This is a genomic window from Tardiphaga sp., assembly GCF_028290785.1.
GTDB lineage: Bacteria > Pseudomonadota > Alphaproteobacteria > Rhizobiales > Xanthobacteraceae > Tardiphaga.
In genome coordinates this window covers 1-15182 of the sequence record NZ_JAQGJD010000352.1, presented here as the reverse complement: position 1 = coordinate 15182, position 15182 = coordinate 1, and the positions used below count along the sequence as shown (strand labels likewise).

The following is a 15182-nucleotide window of genomic DNA, read 5'->3' as shown; positions in this document are numbered from 1 at the left end:
GCGTGCCCCATCCAGATCTGCGGATTGGCCCAGCCTTCGCCCTGCGCGCCCGGCGCCATCGCCTGGCGAAACAGCGTCCATTGCGCGCCGTAGGCGGCGCCGGCGGCATCGACAAGGTTGGCCGTGAGATACCACCATTCGATGCGATACTCCGGATGCGGGCCATGGTCCGCCGGGAACACCAGCGCGCGGCCGGGCACCACGCTGGCAAAGCCGTCGGCATCGCGGCCCAGCCCGGCAAAGCCTTGCGCCATCGCGCGCGCGCCGCCGAGGCCGAGCGCGGCGAGGCCGCCGGCAAACATGCGGCGCGTGAGGCGGCTATCGTTCATCGGCAAACACCTTCACCAGCTTCGCCGGCTGCATCCGCAGCAGTTTGACGATCGGCAGCAAGGCCGCCAGCAGCGACGCCAGCATCGCCACGCCGAGCAACTGGATCAGTTGCAGCGGAAATACATTGAACGGCAGCCGCCAGCCGAACGCCTTCACATTCACCACCGCGATCAAACACCACGCCACTGCAAGCCCGAGCGGCAGCGCCAGCAGCGCGGTGATTAGTGCCACCGACAGCGTCTTCAGCAGCTCGATGCCGGCCAGCCGCCGCCGGGTAATACCGATCGCCCATAGCGGCGCCAGTTGCGGCAACCGCGAATTGCTCAAGGTGAGCAGGCTGGTCAGCAGCGCCACGCCGGCGACGCCTAGCGTGAAGGCGTTCAACGCGGCGGTCACGGCAAAGGTGCGGTTGAAGATGCGCAGCGATTCCGCCTTCACCGTGGCCTGGTCGGCCAGGTTGCGGCCGTCGAGCCCGAACTGCTGCTGGATCGCGGCGATCAATGCGGGCACATCGGCAGGCTGAACGCGCAGCCCCATCCGGGTCTGCGAAATGGCGGGGAAGCGGTTCACCAGCGCGTCGATATTGACGCCGAGCTGTCCCTTGGGATTGCCGTAATCGGCATAGATGCCGACGATCTGGAGCTGCCAGTTGCCCGAGAGCGCGGGCACTTCAAGGCGATCGCCGACGCCCAGCTTCAGCCGCCGCGACAACTGCTCGCTGATGAACGCCGCATCGCCGGAACGCACGCGGTCCCACGCATCGCTGGTCGCCTCCAGCAGCGGCCATTGCTGGCGATAGGTGGCATGATCAGCGAAGCCCAGCACTTCAACTGGCAGGCCTGAGAGCTGCACATCGGTGCGGCTGCCCGGCAGCACCGCCTTCACTTCCGGCCGCGGCTTCAGCCAGCGCTTGATTTCGACCGCCTGTTGTTCGCTCGACGCATTGAGATAAATCTCCGCAGCGAGCCGGCCATCGAGCCATCCCGTAAACGTGCGGCTGAAACTTTCCACCATGGTGCCGACGCCGACATTGACCGCGAGCGCCAGCAGCAGCGCCATTAGCGCCAGCGACAATCCCGAAAGCTGCAGCCGGCTGTCGGCCCAGAACCATTTTGTGAGCGGCCGTCGCGTGCTGCGTTCGCCCAACGCCAGCACGAGGCCCAGAATCACCGGCAGTGCCAGCGCCGCGCCGATCAGCAGCGCGGCGAGCACGACGAAGCCAGCAATCAAGGAGTCACCGAGCAACAGCACACCGGCCGCACCCGTCAGCACGATCGCCGCCAGCGCGCCCTGCAACGTCAGCCAGCGGCTCTGCGCCTGCTGCCAGGCATAAGGCTGCGCCGCTGCCAGCAGCGGCAGCCGCACCGCCTTCAACAGGCTCGACGTGGCCGCCGCGAGCGCGCCGAGCACCGAAATAGCGAGCCCTGCCAGCCACCATTCCGGCTTCGGGGTCAGTTGGCCGGGGATCGTCGCGCCATACAGCCCGCGCAGGCTGGCGGCGACATCCGGCAGCAATGACGCGGCGATGAAGTAGCCGCACACCAGCCCGATCAACCCGGCGACCACCGCGATCGACACCAGTTCGACTAGCAACACGGTGTTGAGCAATCGCGCCGACACGCCGCAGGCGCGCAGCGTGCGCAGCATCGGCAATCGCTGCTCGAAGCCGAGGCCGATGGCGGAATTGACGATGAACAGGCCGACGACGAACGACAGCAGTCCGAAGGCGGTGAGGTTGAGATGGAAGCTGTCGGTGAGCCGTTCGAGGTCGGTCTCGGCATCGGGCTCGACCTGACGTAATTGATTTCCGGTCACCTGTTCGAGCGGTGCGCGTGGGCCGTTGGCCTTGCCGATCAGCAGCCGCGAAATCTGGCCGGGCATTTTCAGCAAGGTTTGCGCGATGCCGATATCGACCACCAGCACGCCCTGCACTAGCTGCGGCTGCACCCGCAGCGGCGGCAGCTTCAGTGCGTCACCGATCGCGGGCGTCGCGCCTTCCATGAGCCCGAGATCGGCCAGTGTCTCCGGTGAAATCAGCGTCTGCCCCGGCGGCGTAATGAAGGCCTGCACGCCTCCTTTGCCGACTTCGGCGGTGGCGCTCGCTTCCACCGGCAATGTCACCGGCTCGATGCCGAGCAGCCGAATCGTGCGGCCGCCGATTGGCACGCGACCTTCCAGCATCGGCGATACCGGCCAGCCCGCGCGGCGCAGATCGACGAACAGGTCTTGCGACACCGCCGCGCGGTCGCGGCCGACCAGCATCGCGGTGCGCGCGCCGCCGAAGGTCGCGGCGGCGCGGTCGTAGCTGGCGCGGGCCTGCTGGTTGAGCGCCTGCACGCCGCTCCACAACGCGGTGGCGGCAATCAACCCGACCAGCAAGGTGGCCAATTGCATCGGATGCCGGCGCCAGTGGCTCAGCAGCACCGCAAGAATCCACGACGCGCGTTTCACCGGATCAAGCCAGCATGCAGTTGCACCTGCCGGTCCAGCGTGGCGGCGAGCCGCGCGCTATGCGTGACCATCAGGAAGCCGCAGCCGGTGCGCGCCACCAGGTCACGCGCCAGGCTCAGGACGCTATCGGCGGTTTCCTCGTCGAGATTGCCGGTAGGCTCGTCGGCCAGCAACAGCAGCGGTTTTGACGCCAGCGCGCGGCCGATGGCGACGCGCTGCTGCTGACCGCCGGACAACTGTTCGGGATAGCGCTTCAACAGCGCAGCGAGACCGAGGCGCTCGACTAGTTCGTCTTGCCAGACGGCATCGTGGCGGCCGGCAATGCGCGACTGGAACGCGAGGTTGTCGGCGACGTTCAGGCTCGGGATCAGGTTGAATTGCTGGAACACGAGGCCGAGCCGGTCGCGCCGCAGCGCCGCGCGGGCGGCATCGGGCAGGCCGGTGGTGACGACATTCTCCAGCGTGATGTCGCCGCCGTCGGCCTGATCGAGCCCCGCGATCAGGTGCAGCAGCGTGCTTTTGCCGCTGCCGGATTCACCGGTCAGCGCCACGCTTTCGCCGGCAGCGACATCGAGATCGACGCCGCGCAACACGGCGACCTGTTCCTGGGCCGAGCGATAGGATTTGGTGAGATGGCGGACGGTGAGCATGCCGAGGGACTGTAACAGACTCTCTCAGTGTCGTCCCCGCGAAGGCGGGGACCCATAGCCTTCGTCGGGCGCGCTGAAGGATGCCACTCCACTAGCCCCACGCCAAACCGCGCAGACAGAGCGTATGGGTTCCGGATCTGCGCTCGCTATCGCTCACTTGTCCGGAACGACCCGGAGGGCTTCCGTTCCGACACCAGCGCCAGCAGCACCGTCGCCGCCATGAAGGCCGCGGAAGCGCCGAACACCCAGTGCGGCAGCGCGTGATCCATGAACCAGCCGAACAGCAGCGGGCTGAGGATGCCGCCGAAATTGAAGCCGGTGGAGACGATGCCGAAGGCGCGGCCGGCGGCGCCCGCGGGGGCGGCGTTGCGCACCAGCATGTCGCGCGACGGCACGATCACGCCGCTGAGGAACCCGGCTACCGCCATGGTGAGCGCCAGCGCCAGCGTAGGCAGCGTCACCGCGGCGATCGTGAACACGATCGCCGCATTGACGGCGAAGCAGCCCGCGGCGATCTGGCTGTGACGAACGGTGCGGTCGGCGAGCACGCCGCCGACCAGCACGCCGACCGCGCTGCAGCCGAGATAGGCGGTCAGCGCGATATTGGCTGACGAGAACGAACTGCCGTAGCCGGTCATCAGCGCCACGATGCCGAAGCTGTTGATGCCGTTCTGCGACAGCGCCAGCAGCGTGAAGAAAACCGTCAGCAGCAGAATCGCGGGGGTCATCATGCTGATCTTCGCTGCGGGTGTGCCATCGACGTCGTCGTGCATGGCGCCCGCATCGGGAATCCCGACCACCACCAGCATCAGCGCCACGGCGAGGCCGATCAGCCCGGCGACGATCAGCGCGCTGGCGCCACCGACGCTGGCGACCAGCGCCGCCATGATCGCCGGCGCCACCGCGCCGCCGAAAAACCCGGCGAAGCTGTGGATTGAAAACGCCCGTCCCATCCGGGCCACGTCCATATGCGCCGAGAGGATCGCATAGTCGGCAGGGTGATAGACGCTGTTGGCCAGTCCCAGCAGCGCGGCGCAGACGATCAGTGTAGGATAGCTGAGATGCAGGCCCAACGCGATCAGCGCGCAGCCGCCGAGCGTCATGCCGAGGATCAGGATTTTTCGTGCGCCGATGCGATCGACCAGATAGCCGATCGGCGCCTGGGTCAGGCCGGAGACCACCGCGAAGACGGTCAGCGCGAGGCCAAGGTCGATGTAGCTGACGCCGAGCCGGTCCTTGAGGAACGGGAACAGCATCGGCAGCACGAAGATGTGGAAGTGGCTGACCCAATGCGCCGTGGAGATCGCGCCGAGGGTGCGCAGCGCCGAATCCGCCGGGGCATCATGTGTCGCGGCCGGAAGATCGACCATTGCAGTTTCCACCCGTGTTTTCTTGCCGGCGCGAAGCTTGCCTACCCGTAGATCGGCAGCGGTTGCTTGTCCATGAACGCTGCGGCATGCAGCCGTTGCGGTGCGTGCAGGGCGCCAGCCTGCGGCTTCGCCAACCGCGACAACGTGCCGGTAATGCGAAATGATTGGGCATGATGGCGTCTCGCACTCATTTTAGGCCACTGCGCATCCTGCTTTCCGAGGGCAACAGCACCTCGGCGCGCGAGGCCGTCACCATGCTGGGCCTCGCCGGCCACCACATCGAGATCTGCGATCCCGCGCGGTTCGGGCTGGCGCGATTCTCGCGCTTCGTCGCGAAATATCATCGCTGCCCGCCGATGCGGAACGATCCGGCCGGCTTCCTGCGCTTTGCCGAGCAATTGTTGGAGAAGCAGCGTTTCGACGTGCTGTTGCCGATCCACGAGCAGGGCTATTTGTTCGCGAAAGTGCAGGGGCGCCTTGTCGATCGGACGGGCCTGGCGCTGCCGGCCTTTGAGAGCTACCGGACCGTGCATGGCAAGGCCGGCTTCAGCCGCGTGCTCGAAACGCTCAGCCTGCCGCAGCCGCCAACCCGCATCGTCACTTCCGCCGCAGAACTGCGCGCGGCTGTCCGCTATCCCTGCGTGGTCAAGACCGCCATCGGCACTGCCAGTCGTGGCGTATGGATGGTTCGCGAAGCCATCGATCTGAATCGCGCAGTGCAGGAGATCGAGGCCGTCGATGGTTTTGCCGGTGAGGTGCTGGTCCAGGCGCTGGTCGCGGGTGCCACGGAAAAAGCCCAGGCGATCTTTCATCGCGGCGAACTGCTCGGCTTTCACGCCTATCGGCAGATCGCGGAGGGCGCCGGCGGCGGCGACGCCATCAAGCAAAGCGTGCGCCGCGACCGCGTCCGCGCCGATCTCGCTTTGATCGGCCGGCATCTCGACTGGCATGGCGCGCTGTCGATCGACTTCATCATGCCGGAGGATGGCTCGGGGCCATTCTATATCGATGCCAATCCGCGGCTGGTGGAACCGATGACGGCATATCTCGCCGGCGTCGATCTGGTCGATCTGCTGCTGCAAGTATCGCTCGGCGAGAGACCACCGGTGGCGCCGGATGGCCGCGACGGCATCGTCACCCATCAGGCGATGCAGGCGCTGCTCGGCGTCGCCTTGCGCGGCGGCACGCGGCGCGATGTGTTGCGCACCTGCCGCGACCTGCTGCGCCATCGCGGCGCCTATACCGGCAGCGTCGAGGAACTGACGCCGGTTCGGCTCGATGGGCTCAGCGCGGTGCCGCTGGCGATAACGGCGCTGCTATTGCTGGCGTCGCCGAAATCGGCGCGGCGCCTCGCCCAACGCGGGTGGGGCGACCATTTGCTCGACGCCAGTTGCATCCGCATAATCGAGCGCGACATTCCGTCATCGTCGTAGGGGGGGGCAAAGCGAAGCGTGCCCACCACAATTTTCAAGGCGCGCGATGGCGGGCGCGGCGCAAGCGCGCCTTTGCCCACCCTACGATGGCTGCATCGCGTCGCGTCGGGGGCAAAAATCGCTACTCGGGCGCTTCGTCGTCGCGGTCGCGTTTGGGTGTGGCGATGTCGCCGTCTTCCTCCTCGATCTCGGGAGGCGGTGGGGGCGCCGGTGGCGGCTTGCGATCGTCCTTGTTCTCTGGCTCGCTGATTCGCCCGTTCATGCTGATACCTGTCTGAATTGCGCGCATCGACCTCAATTGGACCGATATTGAAGCCGATACTGTTTCCATCCCGCAATTGCCCCTGCCTTTTTCCGCTGTTCCGTGTAAACGGGGGCCAATCTCATAATCCTACCTACCGGAGTAACGATGAAAAAGCCGAAGATCGAAATGGACGAACCGCAGGCGCGCAAGATCGTCCGCGCCGACCGGGCGCCGACCGAAGGCTATTCGCTGGTGGTCGATGGCCATTTCAAGTCGCACCACGACACGGTGGAAGCCGCTGAAGAAGCCGGCATGAAGCTGAAGAACGCCTACCAGATGCTGCAGATCCAGGTCTACGATTCCGCGACCAAGACCCGCACCATGATCGAATGGCCGGCCCCGGCCCCGGCCGCCACTGCCCCGGTCGTCTGATCAGGTCTCAGGTCCGGCGGCCGCCACTCTGCTGACCGGCAAGCCAGGCGGCCAGCGCCGGGGTCTTCTCAGCCGATTTGCTACCCGGCTTCGTCGCTGCCGCTGATTTCTTCTTCTTCGCCACCACCACCGGCGGCGCTAACGCCTCGCGGGCGAGCCGCTGCGCCTTCAGCTTGGCCATGTTGTCGATCACGGCCTTGGCGGCCGCGTCGCGCTCGGCCTTGACGGTCTTGCCTTCGTCCTTGGCCATCAGGTGGCTTTCTTTTTCTTGGCGGGCTTGGCCTTCGGCTCGGGCGGATTGGCCAGTGCTTCGGCCTCGCGGGCCAGACGCTCCGCGCGCAGGCTTTCGGTGCGCTTGCGGATCGCGATGTCGGCGGCGGCGATGTCGGCCATCGCCTTGATGCCTTCGGTCTCCTGCGCGAGCTTACGATTCAGCCGAATCTCTTTCATCTCGGCGGGGGTCTTCGGTTCCGGCTCGGTATCCATGATTGCCTCAAATTTGGCCGTGCGGCGTACGCTTCGGCTATTGCTGCGCCAGTCCTACCACAAAACATCCGGGCAAAGGCACCCCGCCGGGTCATTTAAGGGCTCTTGCGGTTAAGTGCCGGCCTTCCGCACTGCGTTCTCCGGCCGCGGCGGGCGATGTTGCACTGGAAGCGCCTTCCTGAGACACTCCAGCCGGTAACACGGACCGCATTATCCCCATGATCCGCACGCTTTTCGACGACGGCGCCGACAATCTGCGCAGCCGTACCCTCGCCATTTACGCCATTCTGATACCGCTGAATCTGCTGACCTGGCTCTGGGCTCTGATCGCGTTCCGCGACCAGCCGGTGCTGCTCGGCACCGCGCTGCTGGCCTACACCTTCGGCCTGCGCCACGCGGTGGACGCCGATCACATCGCCGCCATCGACAATGTGACGCGCAAGCTGATGCAGTCCGGCAAGCGGCCCATTTCGGTCGGCTTGTTCTTTGCGCTCGGCCATTCGACCGTGGTGGTCGTGGCTTCGATCTTTGTGGCGCTGGCCGTCTCGGCACTGCAGTCGAAGTTCGAGAGCTTCAAGGAAATCGGCGGGCTGATCGGCACCGGCGTGTCGGCATTCTTCCTGCTGGTGGTAGCGCTGGCCAATATCGTCATTCTGGTGTCGGTGTATCGGCTGTTCACGGCGGTGAAGCGGGGCGAACGTTTCATCGAGGAGGATCTCGACATCCTGTTGGCGCAGCGCGGCATCATCGGCCGCGCGCTGCGCTCGCTGTTCTCCATCATCTCGAAAAGCTGGCACATGTACCCGCTGGGCATCCTGTTCGGGCTCGGTTTCGACACCGCCACCGAAATCGCGCTGCTGGGCATTTCCGCAGCGCAGGGCGCTGAGGGCATGTCGATGTGGTCGATCCTGGTATTCCCGGCGCTGTTCACCGCCGGCATGTCGCTGGTCGACACCACCGACGCCGTGCTGATGGTGCGCGCCTATGGCTGGGCCTTCATCAAGCCGATCCGCAAGCTGTACTACAACATGACCATCACGCTGGTGTCGGTGATCGTGGCTCTGGTGATCGGCGGCGTCGAGGCGCTCGGCCTGATCGGCCGCAAGCTCGATCTGTCCGGCGGCTTCTGGCGTGGCATCGAGGCGCTGAACGAAAACTTCGGCGCACTCGGCTATCTAATCATCGCGATCTTCATCGTGAGCTGGATGATCTCGGTGATCGTCTATCGCCTCAAGGGCTACGACGACATCGAGGTCCGCGTGCACTGAGCGCGACCGGATGTGACGGCATTACTTACCGGGCATCTTTTCCAGCGCCGCGCGCTTCCACAGGTCCCAGGCGCGGCCGTGGATCTGGTCGATCACGCCCAGCGTCTTTTTGCTTTCCTCGGGCTCCATATAGGTGACCGGACCGCCGAGCGACATCGCCTGCGTCTGCAGCTGCGCGTTGACGTTGCTGTAATGCGCGCGGAACACCGCCATCGGAAGGGTCGCCGCGACGACGACGCTGCCATGGCCGCGCATCAGTGCGACGTTGCTTTCTCCGAGCGTGGTCGCCAGCGCCTTGCCAAGCGCCGGGTTGCTCACCAGCATGTTGCTCTGGCCGGCGCTGTCGCGGATCTCGAACACCGGCACGCCGGGGGACAGGAAGGCGCCGAGGTGAAACACCGGCCGCAGCGGCACGCTGGAAACGCTGAACGGGATCACGCCGGGCGAATGGGTATGGACGATGGCCATCACGTCCGGCCGCGCTCTGTAGATCTCGCCGTGGATGAAGCGCTCGAGAAAGCTGGCGCGTCCCCTGGCATCGACCGGATTGGAATCGAGGTCGTATTCCAGGATGTCATCGGCGACGACCAATGCCGGCGCCACCGAGCGGCCCATCAGGTAGCGGTTCGGATTCGCCGGATGCCGCATGCTGACATGGCCGAAGCCGTCGATCACGTTGAGGTCGGTGAGCACCCGGTTGGCGAGCACCAGATCCTGCATCGAGGCGGCATCGACCGGCCCGCCCGACGCGGGAGCAGGCGCAGGTGTTGTGGTCTGGGCATTAGCGGGCTGCAGTGCAGCGGAACACAGCGAAGCGGCCAATAGCGCCTGCTTGGCCAAATTGAGAACCTTCATCGCGTCCCTCCCAAATTACCCGCTTTGCGGTGTTTTGTATGTCGTTTGGCTAGCTGCTGGTGGCTATCGGGCCGCCCGCCTTCTTCCAGGCATCGATGCCGCCATCGAGATGCGCGGCATTGGTCAGGCCCGCATCGTTGGCGGCCTTCACCGCCATCGCCGAGCGCTCGCCGAAGGCGCAGACGAACACGATGCGGCGCCCGGCGGCGTTGGCGACTTCGCGCAGCATGCCGCCCGGCTTCAGGTTGTCCGATATCGTGGGGTAGGGCGCATGCAGCGCGCCGGACAGTACGCCGTGCCGGGCGCGTTCGCCGTCCTCGCGCAGGTCGACCAGCAGGATGCCGGGATCGCCGAGCCGCGCGATCGCATCCCGGGCGCTGATCGCGAGGCCCTGCCGCGCCAGTTCGTCCTGCTTCAGGCCGACATGCATGTTGGCGGGCATTACCACGTCCATCAGTTTTGGATTCGGCAGATTGAGGTTGTTCATCAGCTCGATGTAGTCCTCGACCGACTTCACCTGCAGCCGCGGATTGTAGCGCTTCTCCTCGCCGATGGTGGAGACGGTGTCGCCCTTGTAGTCATGCGCCGGAAAAACCATCGTCTCGTCAGGCAGCTTGAGCAGCCGGCCGAACAGCGAATCGTACTGCGCCCGCGCGCTGCCGTTCTGGAAATCGGTGCGGCCGGTGCCGCGGATCAGCAGCGTATCGCCGGTGAAGACGCGGTCGCCCATCAGATAGCTGTAGGAATCGTCGGTGTGGCCCGGCGTATACATGACGTCGAGGCTGACGCCCTCGATCCGCACCTTGTCGCCGTCGGCGACGCGCATGGCCACCACGTCGGCCTTGCTCTGCTCGCCCATGATGGTGACGCACTGGGTGCGGTCGCGCAGCTCGGCAAGGCCAGTGACGTGGTCGGCATGGAGATGGGTATCGACCGCCTTGACCAGCTTGAGGTCGAGTTCGCGCAGCAACTGGCAGTAGCGATCGACCTTTTCCAGCACTGGATCGAGAATCAGCGCCTCGCCGCCGGCGCGGCTGGCGAGCAGGTAGCTGTAGGTGCCGGAAACGCTGTCGAACAATTGGCGAAAGATCATGCGGGCTCCGAGGTGATCGCGGTCCAAAGACTCGGCGACGACGCGATGCTAGCCGAATATCGGTGCTCGGCGCGATGCGTTTTCGCCGGATGGCAATGCTGCTAGACTGGCCTCTTGGCACGATCTGGCGAGGATGTGGCGTGGCGGAATATGTGGTTGAATTCGGCAAGGATGGCGGGCGCGTCGAGCCCGACGGACGCCTCGATGCGGCGGCGTTCCACCGCAACCATGAGGCGATCTGGGCCGCGCTTGCGCCGTATCTTATCGGCCAGTCCGGCGACGTCGTCGAAGTCGGCAGCGGTACCGGGCAGCATGTGGTGGATTTCGCCGGCCGCAGTCCTGAGCTCACCTGGTGGCCGAGCGACCTCAACGCGGCGCATCTGAAGAGCATCAAAGCGTGGTCCGCGCACGCACATCTCGGCAACGTCCGCGCTCCCCTGCGCATCGACCTCGCCGACCCCTCTTGGTGTCCGCAGATGAGAGACGGCAGCGGTCCCGGACCGTTGCTGGCGGTGTTCTGCGCTAACGTTGTCCACATCGCGCCGTGGCCGGTGGCCGAAGGCCTGATCGCCGGCGCCGCCAGATATCTGCGGCCGGACGGGCGGCTATTCATCTACGGACCGTTCAAGCGTCACGGCAGGCATACCGCGGACAGCAATGCGGTGTTCGACAGCAGCCTGCGCAACGGCAATCCTGAATGGGGCGTGCGCGACATCGCCGAACTGGAGCAGGTGGCCGTGGGCGTCGGCCTGACGCTGACCGACACCCAGGAGATGCCCGCCAATAACCTGATCCTGGTGTTCGGTCGCGTCGCCTCGACCTAAGGCAAGGCGCATGGCGCACCCGCGCCGGCGTTGGTTGATCGACCGGACCGCCGCCGTCATAGTCCGCCCGAAATAACAGCCCGGATTGCACCGGGCCATATCCGGGCGGAAATGCCGATGATCGACGTCACTGCTGCTGAGATATCCGACGATGCCCGCGCCCGCTCCAACGTGCGCAAGCTGGCGGCAGCACAGGCGCTGGGCGGCGCCAATTCGGCGGTCATCTTCGCCACCGGCGCGATCGTCGGCGCGACCCTGGCGCCGAGCGCAGCGCTGGCCACCGTGCCGATCTCGGTCTACGTCGTTGGCCTCGCTTGCGGCACCTTGCCGGTCGGCATCATTTCGCGCGCCTATGGCCGCCGCGTCGCCTTCATCATCGGCAGCGGCTCCGGCGCCTTGTGCGGCGTGCTCGGCGCCGTCGCCATTCTCAATGCTTCGTTCGCGCTGTTCTGTTGCGCGACCTTCTTCGGCGGGTTCTACGGTGCGGTGGCGCAGTCCTATCGTTTCGCGGCGGCGGATGGCGCCAGTGCGGCGTATCGGCCGAAGGCGGTGTCGTGGGTGATGGCCGGCGGCGTGTTCGCCGGCGTGCTCGGTCCGCAACTGGTGCAGTGGACCATGGACATCTGGCCGCCCTATCTGTTCGCTTTCAGCTTTGCGGCGCAGGCCGTGGTGGCGCTGGTTGCGATGGCGCTGCTGACCACCGTCGATGCGCCGAAGCCGGCGCCGGCCGACCTGCATGGCGGGCGCCCGTTGCTCGACATCGCGCGGCAGCCGCGCTTTATCGCCGCCGCGATCTGCGGCGTGGTGTCGTATTCGATGATGAATCTGGTGATGACCTCGGCGCCGTTGGCGATGAAGATCTGCGGGCTCAGCCTCACCGATTCCAATTTCGGCATCCAGTGGCACATCGTGGCGATGTACGGGCCGAGCTTTTTCACGGGATCGCTGATCGCCCGCTTCGGCGCGCCGCGCGTGGTCGCCGTCGGCCTGGCCCTGGAAGCGCTGGCGGCGGTGATTGGCATCTCCGGCATCACCGCGATGCATTTCTGGAGCGGCCTGGTGGTGCTCGGCGTCGGCTGGAATTTCGGCTTCATTGGGGCTTCCGCGCTGGTGCTGGAAACCCACCGCCCGCAGGAACGCAACAAGGTGCAGGCGTTCAACGATTTCCTGGTGTTCGGCGTGATGGCGGTGGGCTCGTTCTCGTCCGGCCAGTTGCTCGCGAACTATGGCTGGCCGACGGTCAACGCCGTGGTATTTCCGCCAATCCTGCTGGGGCTCGCGGTGCTGGCGCTGGCCGGATTCGCCAAGCGCCGGGCGCAGCAGGCGATCATCGCCGATCCGGCGATCTGATCAGTCCTCGAACGGGCGCTCCAGGGTTTCGAAGCTTTCACGCGGCCAGGAGATCTGTACCACGGCGCCGTGGTCGGGAAACACCCGGTTGCTGAACGAGACCCGGGCGCCGGTGCGTTCCAGCAAGGTGCGGGCGATGAACACGCCGAGCCCGAGTCCGCCGTGTTCGCCGGAATCTTCGCCGCGCCGGCGCGACAGATAGGGCTCGCCGATCCGCTTCAGGAGGTCCGGCGGAATCCCCGGCCCGTCGTCGGAGATCGAGATCACGATGCTGTCGGCATTCCACCATGCGTTGACCTCGACCGTCTCGCGGGCGAAATCGACGGCGTTTTCCAGGATGTTGCCAACGCCGTAGAGGATCGCGGGGTTGCGCATGCCGACCGGCTCGACGGCGCCGGCGACCGCGATGCGGACTTTGATCGCGATGCCAAAATCGCGATGCGGCGCCACCGCTTCCTCGATCAGCGTGGAGAGCCGCATCCGGTCGAACGGCGCGCCGCCGGAATTCAGCTGGGTGATCTTGGAGAGAATGTCCCGACAGCGCTGCGCCTGCTCGCGCAAGGTCTTGAGATCGTCGGCGATCAGTGGATTGTCGTGCACCGTCTTTTCCAGCTCGCGCGCGATCAGGAAGATGGTCGATAGCGGCGTGCCCAGCTCGTGCGCGGCGGCGGCGGCGAGGCCGTCGATCTGAGTCAAATGCTGCTCCCGCGTCAGAACCAGTTCGGTGGCGGCCAGCGCGTCGGACAGCTTGCGCGCTTCCTCGGTGACCTGAAACGCATACAGGCTGGTGACGCCGATCGCGGTCAGGATCGAGAGCCAGACCCCGAGCAGATAGATCTGCGGCAGCACTAGCGGCTCGTCGGCATCCCATGGCAGCGGCAAATGGAACCAGCCGAGCACCGTGGCGCAGGCCGCGGCGAACACGCCAAGCGCAATGGTCAGTCGGGTCGGTAGCGCCGTTGCCGAGATCAGCACCGGCGCCAGGAACAGGAACGAGAACGGGTTCTGCAGTCCGCCGGTGAAATACAGCAGCGCGGCCAGTTCGCCGATGTTGAGCGCGAGCAGCGCCGCGGCGTAGCGCGGTTCCAGCCGCTGCATCGGGTTGAACAGCATCTGCAGCACGAGGTTTAGCGCCGCCGAGATGCTGATGATGGTCAGGCAGGGAATGATCGGGAGGTCGAAATCGAGGCCCTGCACGACGATGAAGATCGCCGCGAGCTGCCCCAGCGCCGCGAGCCAGCGCAGCCGCAGAATCGTGTCGAGGCGGACATGGCGGCGCGGATGGCGGAAGTCGGAGGCGGCGATGTCGGTCATGTCTGCGACATTAGACGGGCGCTGCGCCGACCACAAATCCGGCTGTCCCGGCAACATGTTGATCGGCCAAAGGCTTGCGCTTTGCGTCGAGATGCCGCTAGGAACGGCGCGCATGACGATCGAACTCGCCCAGTCCCCCGAACGGCCCGCGACCGCCACGGCGACCTCCGCCGCGATCGAGGTCGCGCACCTGGTCAAGATCTACAAGACCACGCGGGCGGTGGACGACGTGTCGTTCTCCATCGCGCGCGGCAGCATCACCGGGTTGCTCGGCGGCAACGGCGCCGGCAAGACCACCACCATCGCGATGATCATGGGGCTGGTGCTGCCGACCTCCGGCCGGGTCTCGGTGCTTGGCTGCGCGATGCCCGGGCAGAGCGCCGACGTGCTCGGCCGGATGAATTTCGAGAGTCCCTATGTGGACATGCCGATGCGGCTCACGGTCCGCCAGAACCTGACGGTGTTCGGCAAGCTCTATGCGGTGCCGGACCTGCGCGGGCGCATCGCGCAGCTCGCCGAGGATCTCGACCTCAAGGATTTTCTCGACCGCGCCAACGGCAAGCTGTCGGCCGGGCAGAAGACCCGCGTCGCGCTGGCCAAGGCGCTGATCAACCAGCCCGAGCTGCTGCTGCTCGACGAGCCCACCGCGTCGCTCGATCCCGACACCGCGGACTGGATTCGCCGGCATCTGGAGACCTACCGCCGCGCCCACAACGCCACAATCCTGCTGGCCTCGCACAACATGCTGGAGGTCGAGCGGCTGTGCGACCGGGTCATCATCATGAAGACCGGCCGCATCGAGGACGACGACAGCCCGGAAAACATTCTGGTCCGCTATAACCGCGCGACTCTGGAAGAGGTGTTCCTCGATGTCGCCCGCGGCCGGGAGCGCGCGCCATGAGCATGACCGAGCCCTATCGCGGTATCGCCGTGCACCGCGTCAATGCGATGATCTTGCGCTACTGGTATCTGCTGGTGTCATCATGGCCGCGGATGCTGGAGCTGATCTACTGGCCGGCGCTGCAGATCATCACCTGGGGCTTCCTGCAAAGCTACATCTCGCAGAATGCCGGGTTCTTCGC

At 65.9% G+C, this 15182-nt stretch carries 16 protein-coding genes and 1 pseudogene; 7 read left to right on the top strand and 10 right to left on the bottom strand.

Annotated elements, in window-relative coordinates; translation table 11 throughout:
* The 4 genes from JWR89_RS22760 to JWR89_RS22745 all read right to left on the bottom strand — a co-directional run.
* A partial coding sequence (locus tag JWR89_RS22760) for a lipocalin-like domain-containing protein (protein ID WP_299720369.1) occupies window positions 1-329 on the bottom strand: 329 nt, incomplete at its 3' end.
* The gene (locus JWR89_RS22755) at window positions 319-2781 is read right to left on the bottom strand and encodes an FtsX-like permease family protein (RefSeq protein ID WP_299720367.1); all 2463 of its coding nucleotides are present in this window, start codon (window positions 2779-2781) and stop codon (window positions 319-321) included. The genes JWR89_RS22760 and JWR89_RS22755, both read right to left, overlap by 11 nt.
* Window positions 2778-3431: an ABC transporter ATP-binding protein gene (locus JWR89_RS22750; RefSeq protein ID WP_299720365.1), complete on the bottom strand. Its 654-nt coding sequence runs from the start codon at window positions 3429-3431 to the stop codon at window positions 2778-2780. The genes JWR89_RS22755 and JWR89_RS22750 overlap by 4 nt, the downstream gene beginning before the upstream one ends.
* Window positions 3432-3577: 146 nt before the next feature.
* Window positions 3578-4801: an MFS transporter gene (locus JWR89_RS22745; RefSeq protein ID WP_299720363.1), complete on the bottom strand. Its 1224-nt coding sequence runs from the start codon at window positions 4799-4801 to the stop codon at window positions 3578-3580.
* A gap of 170 nt (window positions 4802-4971) precedes the next feature.
* Here JWR89_RS22745 and JWR89_RS22740 point away from each other — a divergent pair, with 170 nt between their 5' ends.
* Window positions 4972-6234 carry an ATP-grasp domain-containing protein gene (locus JWR89_RS22740; protein WP_299720361.1) on the top strand — a complete coding sequence of 421 codons (1263 nt, stop codon included), beginning with the start codon at window positions 4972-4974 and terminating at the stop codon, window positions 6232-6234.
* A gap of 121 nt (window positions 6235-6355) precedes the next feature.
* On the opposite strand, the gene JWR89_RS22735 is transcribed toward JWR89_RS22740, so the two are convergent.
* Window positions 6356-6496 (bottom strand): hypothetical protein, encoded by a 141-nt coding sequence (locus JWR89_RS22735; RefSeq protein ID WP_299720359.1) that lies wholly within the window; start codon window positions 6494-6496, stop codon window positions 6356-6358.
* A gap of 147 nt (window positions 6497-6643) precedes the next feature.
* On the opposite strand from JWR89_RS22735, the gene JWR89_RS22730 reads away from it, so the two are divergent.
* Window positions 6644-6910: a hypothetical protein gene (locus JWR89_RS22730; protein ID WP_299720357.1), complete on the top strand. Its 267-nt coding sequence runs from the start codon at window positions 6644-6646 to the stop codon at window positions 6908-6910.
* A gap of 7 nt (window positions 6911-6917) precedes the next feature.
* Here the strand turns inward: JWR89_RS22730 and JWR89_RS22725 are convergent, their stop codons facing one another.
* Together JWR89_RS22725 and JWR89_RS22720 are read right to left on the bottom strand one after the other, a co-directional pair.
* The gene (locus tag JWR89_RS22725) at window positions 6918-7160 is read right to left on the bottom strand and encodes a hypothetical protein (RefSeq protein ID WP_299720355.1); all 243 of its coding nucleotides are present in this window, start codon (window positions 7158-7160) and stop codon (window positions 6918-6920) included.
* Window positions 7160-7396: a transcriptional regulator gene (locus tag JWR89_RS22720; protein ID WP_299720353.1), complete on the bottom strand. Its 237-nt coding sequence runs from the start codon at window positions 7394-7396 to the stop codon at window positions 7160-7162. The genes JWR89_RS22725 and JWR89_RS22720 overlap by 1 nt, the downstream gene beginning before the upstream one ends.
* A 218-nt stretch (window positions 7397-7614) precedes the next feature.
* Here JWR89_RS22720 and JWR89_RS22715 point away from each other — a divergent pair, with 218 nt between their 5' ends.
* On the top strand, window positions 7615-8664 hold the full coding sequence (locus JWR89_RS22715) for a HoxN/HupN/NixA family nickel/cobalt transporter (protein WP_299720351.1): 1050 nt from the start codon (window positions 7615-7617) through the stop codon (window positions 8662-8664).
* A 21-nt stretch (window positions 8665-8685) separates the two neighbouring features.
* On the opposite strand, the gene JWR89_RS22710 is transcribed toward JWR89_RS22715, so the two are convergent.
* On the bottom strand, window positions 8686-9519 hold the full coding sequence (locus JWR89_RS22710) for a class II aldolase/adducin family protein (protein WP_299720349.1): 834 nt from the start codon (window positions 9517-9519) through the stop codon (window positions 8686-8688).
* A 49-nt stretch (window positions 9520-9568) separates the two neighbouring features.
* Window positions 9569-10612, bottom strand: a complete 1044-nt coding sequence (locus JWR89_RS22705; protein ID WP_299720347.1) for an MBL fold metallo-hydrolase — start codon at window positions 10610-10612, stop codon at window positions 9569-9571.
* A 140-nt stretch (window positions 10613-10752) separates the two neighbouring features.
* Between JWR89_RS22705 and JWR89_RS22700 the strand changes: the two genes are divergently transcribed.
* Window positions 10753-11436: a DUF938 domain-containing protein gene (locus tag JWR89_RS22700; protein ID WP_299720345.1), complete on the top strand. Its 684-nt coding sequence runs from the start codon at window positions 10753-10755 to the stop codon at window positions 11434-11436.
* Window positions 11437-11553: 117 nt separating this feature from the next.
* The gene (locus JWR89_RS22695) at window positions 11554-12786 is read left to right on the top strand and encodes an MFS transporter (RefSeq protein ID WP_299720343.1); all 1233 of its coding nucleotides are present in this window, start codon (window positions 11554-11556) and stop codon (window positions 12784-12786) included.
* On the opposite strand, the gene JWR89_RS22690 is transcribed toward JWR89_RS22695, so the two are convergent.
* Window positions 12787-14100: an ActS/PrrB/RegB family redox-sensitive histidine kinase gene (locus JWR89_RS22690; RefSeq protein WP_299720342.1), complete on the bottom strand. Its 1314-nt coding sequence runs from the start codon at window positions 14098-14100 to the stop codon at window positions 12787-12789.
* 112 nt (window positions 14101-14212) lie between these two features.
* Here JWR89_RS22690 and JWR89_RS22685 point away from each other — a divergent pair, with 112 nt between their 5' ends.
* Together JWR89_RS22685 and JWR89_RS22680 are read left to right on the top strand one after the other, a co-directional pair.
* Window positions 14213-15001 carry an ABC transporter ATP-binding protein gene (locus tag JWR89_RS22685; protein ID WP_299720341.1) on the top strand — a complete coding sequence of 263 codons (789 nt, stop codon included), beginning with the start codon at window positions 14213-14215 and terminating at the stop codon, window positions 14999-15001.
* Window positions 14998-15182, top strand: a pseudogene (locus tag JWR89_RS22680) (ABC transporter permease); the annotation flags it as partial. The gene JWR89_RS22685 and the pseudogene JWR89_RS22680, both read left to right, overlap by 4 nt.

Bases quoted from the DNA above. Each gene is read 5' to 3' on its own strand.
- JWR89_RS22750 (WP_299720365.1), bottom strand. From the start codon at position 3,431: ATGCTCACCGTCCGCCATCTCACCAAATCCTATCGCTCGGCCCAGGAA.
- JWR89_RS22705 (WP_299720347.1), bottom strand. From the start codon at position 10,612: ATGATCTTTCGCCAATTGTTCGACAGCGTTTCCGGCACCTACAGCTAC.
- JWR89_RS22720 (WP_299720353.1), bottom strand. From the start codon at position 7,396: ATGGATACCGAGCCGGAACCGAAGACCCCCGCCGAGATGAAAGAGATT.
- JWR89_RS22695 (WP_299720343.1), top strand. From the start codon at position 11,554: ATGATCGACGTCACTGCTGCTGAGATATCCGACGATGCCCGCGCCCGC.
- JWR89_RS22740 (WP_299720361.1), top strand. From the start codon at position 4,972: ATGATGGCGTCTCGCACTCATTTTAGGCCACTGCGCATCCTGCTTTCC.
- JWR89_RS22715 (WP_299720351.1), top strand. From the start codon at position 7,615: ATGATCCGCACGCTTTTCGACGACGGCGCCGACAATCTGCGCAGCCGT.
- JWR89_RS22730 (WP_299720357.1), top strand. From the start codon at position 6,644: ATGAAAAAGCCGAAGATCGAAATGGACGAACCGCAGGCGCGCAAGATC.
- JWR89_RS22685 (WP_299720341.1), top strand. From the start codon at position 14,213: ATGACGATCGAACTCGCCCAGTCCCCCGAACGGCCCGCGACCGCCACG.
- JWR89_RS22735 (WP_299720359.1), bottom strand. From the start codon at position 6,496: ATGAACGGGCGAATCAGCGAGCCAGAGAACAAGGACGATCGCAAGCCG.
- JWR89_RS22745 (WP_299720363.1), bottom strand. From the start codon at position 4,801: ATGGTCGATCTTCCGGCCGCGACACATGATGCCCCGGCGGATTCGGCG.
- JWR89_RS22690 (WP_299720342.1), bottom strand. From the start codon at position 14,100: ATGACCGACATCGCCGCCTCCGACTTCCGCCATCCGCGCCGCCATGTC.
- JWR89_RS22725 (WP_299720355.1), bottom strand. From the start codon at position 7,160: ATGGCCAAGGACGAAGGCAAGACCGTCAAGGCCGAGCGCGACGCGGCC.
- JWR89_RS22710 (WP_299720349.1), bottom strand. From the start codon at position 9,519: ATGAAGGTTCTCAATTTGGCCAAGCAGGCGCTATTGGCCGCTTCGCTG.